The sequence below is a fragment of the Streptomyces sp. KLMMK genome (assembly GCF_036961605.1).
In the GTDB taxonomy this organism is placed as follows: domain Bacteria; phylum Actinomycetota; class Actinomycetes; order Streptomycetales; family Streptomycetaceae; genus Streptomyces; species Streptomyces telluris.
The window spans coordinates 1-3,456 of record NZ_JBAMDC010000548.1; the positions used below are offsets into that span (position 1 = coordinate 1).

A 3,456-nucleotide genomic window follows, 5' to 3' on the forward strand; every position below is an offset into this window, starting at 1 on the left:
CCGCGCAGCGGGTGCTGATCCCGCAGGAGGCGTACGTGTTCTCGGGGACGCTCGCCGACAACCTGGGCTATCTGCGCGCCGCCCCCGTCCCGGAGGAGGAGCTGCGGGCGGCCGCGGAGGCGCTCGGCATGGAGGAACTCGTCCGCCGCGCGGGCGGTTTCGCGGCACCCCTCGCCCCGGCGGAGCTCTCGGCGGGGGAGCGGCAGCAGATCGCCCTGGCCCGGGCGTATCTGTCGCCGGCCCCCCTGGCCGTGCTGGACGAGGCGACCTGTCACCTCGACCCCGTCGCGGAGGCCCGCGCGGAGCGGGCCTTCGCGCGCCGCCCGGGCGGCACCCTCCTCGTCATCGCGCACCGGGCCGCCTCGGCCCGCCGGGCCGGCCGCATCCTGGTGATGGACGGCGCGGATACGGCCTGCGGGGAGCACCACGAGCTGCTGGCGCGGTCCCCGCTCTACCGTGACCTCATGGGCGCCGCGGAGCCCGGGGAGCCCGGGGAACCCCCGCACCCCGCGCCCCGCACCCCCTCACACCCACCCCGCCACCTGCGAGATACGGATCGCGTCGACCCGGTTCCGCGCCCCGGTCTTGCGGGTGATGGCGGCCATGTAGTTGCGCACGGTCCCGTTGGACAGGTGCAGGCTGCGGGCGATCTCCCCGACGGACGCCCCCTCCGCCGCGAGTGACAGCACGCTCAGCTCGCGTCTGGTCAGGGGGATCTCCGCGGCTTCCAGGAAGCCGAAGCCGAGCGTCTCGTCGATGTACCGCTCGCCGTTCGCCACATGCCGTATCCCTTCGACGAGCCGGTCGGGAGAAGCGTTTTTGCTCAGGTACCCCAGGGCCTTCTCCTCGTACGCCCGGCGCAGCGGCCCCGGCCGTCCCGCACTGGCCAGGGCGAGCAGGGCCGCCCTGTCATCGCGCGCGTCACCGTGCCCGGACAGCTCCCGCAGGCCGCCCGGCCCGCCGGCCTCCGGGCTGTCCATGTCCACCACGCACACGTGCGGCCGCAGCGAGTCCGACATGGCCACCGCGCGTTGCCATGGCGCCGATGAGACCTCCAGGTCCGGCTCTCTGCCGATGAGAGCCGCCAGCGCCGCTCGCAGCAGATAGGTGTCATGCACCAGAAGAACCCGGATCACGGTCCCCGCCTTCCCGCTCCCCCGTGCAGCGTGTGCTGCACCGGACACCGACGCTCATTCATACCGGCGTGTGCCACCGCTCCGGGCGCGTATACCGGACATGGAGGGGGCGCAAGGGCGCATGAATTCCGCCACGTGCGCCCCAAGTTCACTCGAAAGCGCCCCTCGTGAATCGGGTGCCGGGGGTAGCGCGTCAGGCCTGTTGTGGGGTAGTGAGCCGAATGAGCCGGCAGACGGTCTCGATGTCGATCCGCACCTGTGCGATCGACGCGCGCCCCGAGAGCCAGGTGATGAGCGCCGAGTGCCAGGTGTGCTCGATGACGCGGACGGCGGAGAGCTGCTCGGGGGAGGGCTGCCCGGCCGGCCCCATGGCGTCCAGGATGATTGCCGTGGTGAGCCGGGAGACGGTGTCGACCTCGGCGCTCACCGAGCGGTCGGCGAAGGTGAGGGCGCGCACCATCGCGTCGGCCAGGTGCGGTTCGCGCTGCATGGCGCGGAAGGCCCGCATCAGGGTCTGGGCCACGCGCGCGGCCGGGTCGGCGTCCGTGGGCGGGCGCTTGCGCAGCGTCCCGTGCAGCCGCTGCAGCTGGTCCTGCATGGTGGCGACCAGCAGGTGCACCTTGGAGGGGAAGTAGCGGTAGAGCGTGCCGAGCGCGACGCCCGCCGCCTCGGCGACCTCGCGCATCTGCACGGCGTCGAAGCCGCCGCGGCTCGCGAGCTCCGCGGTGGCCTGCAGGATCCGGCGGCGGCGGGCCTCCTGACGCTCGGTCAGGGGGAGGCTGGGTCCGGCGGGCACGGCCCGCGCGGTCGGCGACTTGGGTTCCGTCGTCATATGTCCCATTCCGTGGCAATCCATCCAGGGTGTCTGTCCGGCCCGGACGGCACAGCATGGCAGGGGCCGGGTCGTGGCGCGAATCACCCGATCCGGTCCTGGCGACCGCCTTTCCGGCCGGTAGATTCGAGGCTTCTGGACGACCCAGTCTGAAACTTGTTCTAGATTAGCGCGACCGGTTACGCTCCGGCCGGAACAGCAGCCAGAAGGAGGCCGGGGGAGTGACCGCTGAGGCCACTGAGGCAGCTCTCGCACATGCGGCGCGCGAGGCGCGCACGGGGCAGGACGCACGGAGCGACGGCCTCCGGGACGGGGACGGCGACCGCCCCCTGCGCATCGCGATGCTCACCTACAAGGGCAACCCGTTCTGCGGCGGCCAGGGCGTCTACGTCCGCCACCTCTCCCGCGAACTCGCCCGCCTCGGGCACAGCGTCGAGGTCATCGGCTCCCAGCCGTACCCCGTCCTCGACGAGGGCGTGACCCTCACCGAGCTCCCGAGCCTCGACCTCTACCGCCAGCCGGACCCCTTCCGCACGCCCGGCCGCGACGAGTACCGCGACTGGATCGACGCGCTGGAGGTCTCCACCATGTGGACGGGCGGCTTCCCCGAGCCGCTCACCTTCAGCCTGCGCGCGCGGCGCCATCTCGCCGCGCAGCGCGGCCGCTTCGACGTCGTGCACGACAACCAGACCCTGGGCTACGGGCTCCTCGGCGGCCCCGCCGCGATCGGCGCTCCGCTGGTGACCACCGTCCACCACCCCATCACCGTCGACCGGCAGCTCGACCTCGCCGCCGCCGCGGACTGGAAGCGGCGGGCCTCCGTGCGCCGCTGGTACGGCTTCACCCGGATGCAGAAGCGGGTCGCCCGCCGGCTGCCGTCCGTGCTCACCGTCTCCGGCTCCTCGCGCCAGGAGATCGTCGACCACCTCGGCGTCCGGGCCGAGCGGGTGCACGTCGTGCCCATCGGCGCCGACACCGACCTGTTCTCGCCCGACCCGTCCGTGCCCGAGGTCCCCGGGCGCATCGTCACCACCTCCAGCGCGGACGTCCCCCTCAAGGGCCTCATCCACCTGATCGAGGCGCTGGCCGTGGTCCGCCGCCGCCACCCCGACGCGCACCTCGTGGTCGTCGGCAAGCGCGCCGAGGACGGGCCGATCGCCACCGCGATCCGGCGCTTCGGGCTGGAGGGCGCCGTCGAGTTCGTCAAGGGCATCACCGACGCCGAGCTCGTCGACCTCGTGCGCTCGGCGCAGGTCGCCTGCGTGCCGTCGCTGTACGAGGGCTTCTCGCTGCCGGCCGCCGAGGCCATGGCCACGGGTACGCCGCTGGCGGCCACCACCGGCGGTGCCATACCGGAGGTCGCGGGCCCCGACGGGGAGACCTGTCTGGCCGTCCCGCCGGGCGACTCCGGAGCCCTCGCCTCCGCCCTGGGCCGGCTCCTGGGCGACCCCGGCCTCCGCCGCCGCCTCGGCGCCGCGGGCCGCGAAC

The 3,456-nt window shown here is 73.6% G+C and carries 3 protein-coding genes and 1 pseudogene; 2 read left to right on the forward strand and 2 right to left on the reverse strand.

Annotated elements, in window-relative coordinates; all coding sequences use genetic code 11:
- Positions 1-35 precede the first annotated feature (35 nt).
- Positions 36-209, forward strand: a pseudogene (locus V7793_RS38320) (hypothetical protein); the annotation flags it as partial.
- Between the two features lie 315 nt (positions 210-524).
- Here the strand turns inward: V7793_RS38320 and V7793_RS35315 are convergent.
- Entirely contained in the window at positions 525-1,136 is a 612-nt protein-coding gene (locus V7793_RS35315) for a response regulator transcription factor (protein ID WP_443058066.1), read from the reverse strand.
- A 193-nt stretch (positions 1,137-1,329) separates the two neighbouring features.
- Positions 1,330-1,968 (reverse strand): TetR family transcriptional regulator, encoded by a 639-nt coding sequence (locus V7793_RS35320; RefSeq protein ID WP_336013774.1) that lies wholly within the window; start codon positions 1,966-1,968, stop codon positions 1,330-1,332.
- A 221-nt stretch (positions 1,969-2,189) separates the two neighbouring features.
- Between V7793_RS35320 and V7793_RS35325 the strand changes: the two genes are divergently transcribed.
- Positions 2,190-3,456 (forward strand): glycosyltransferase family 4 protein (locus V7793_RS35325; protein ID WP_443058067.1); only part of this gene is annotated, 1,267 nt, incomplete at its 3' end.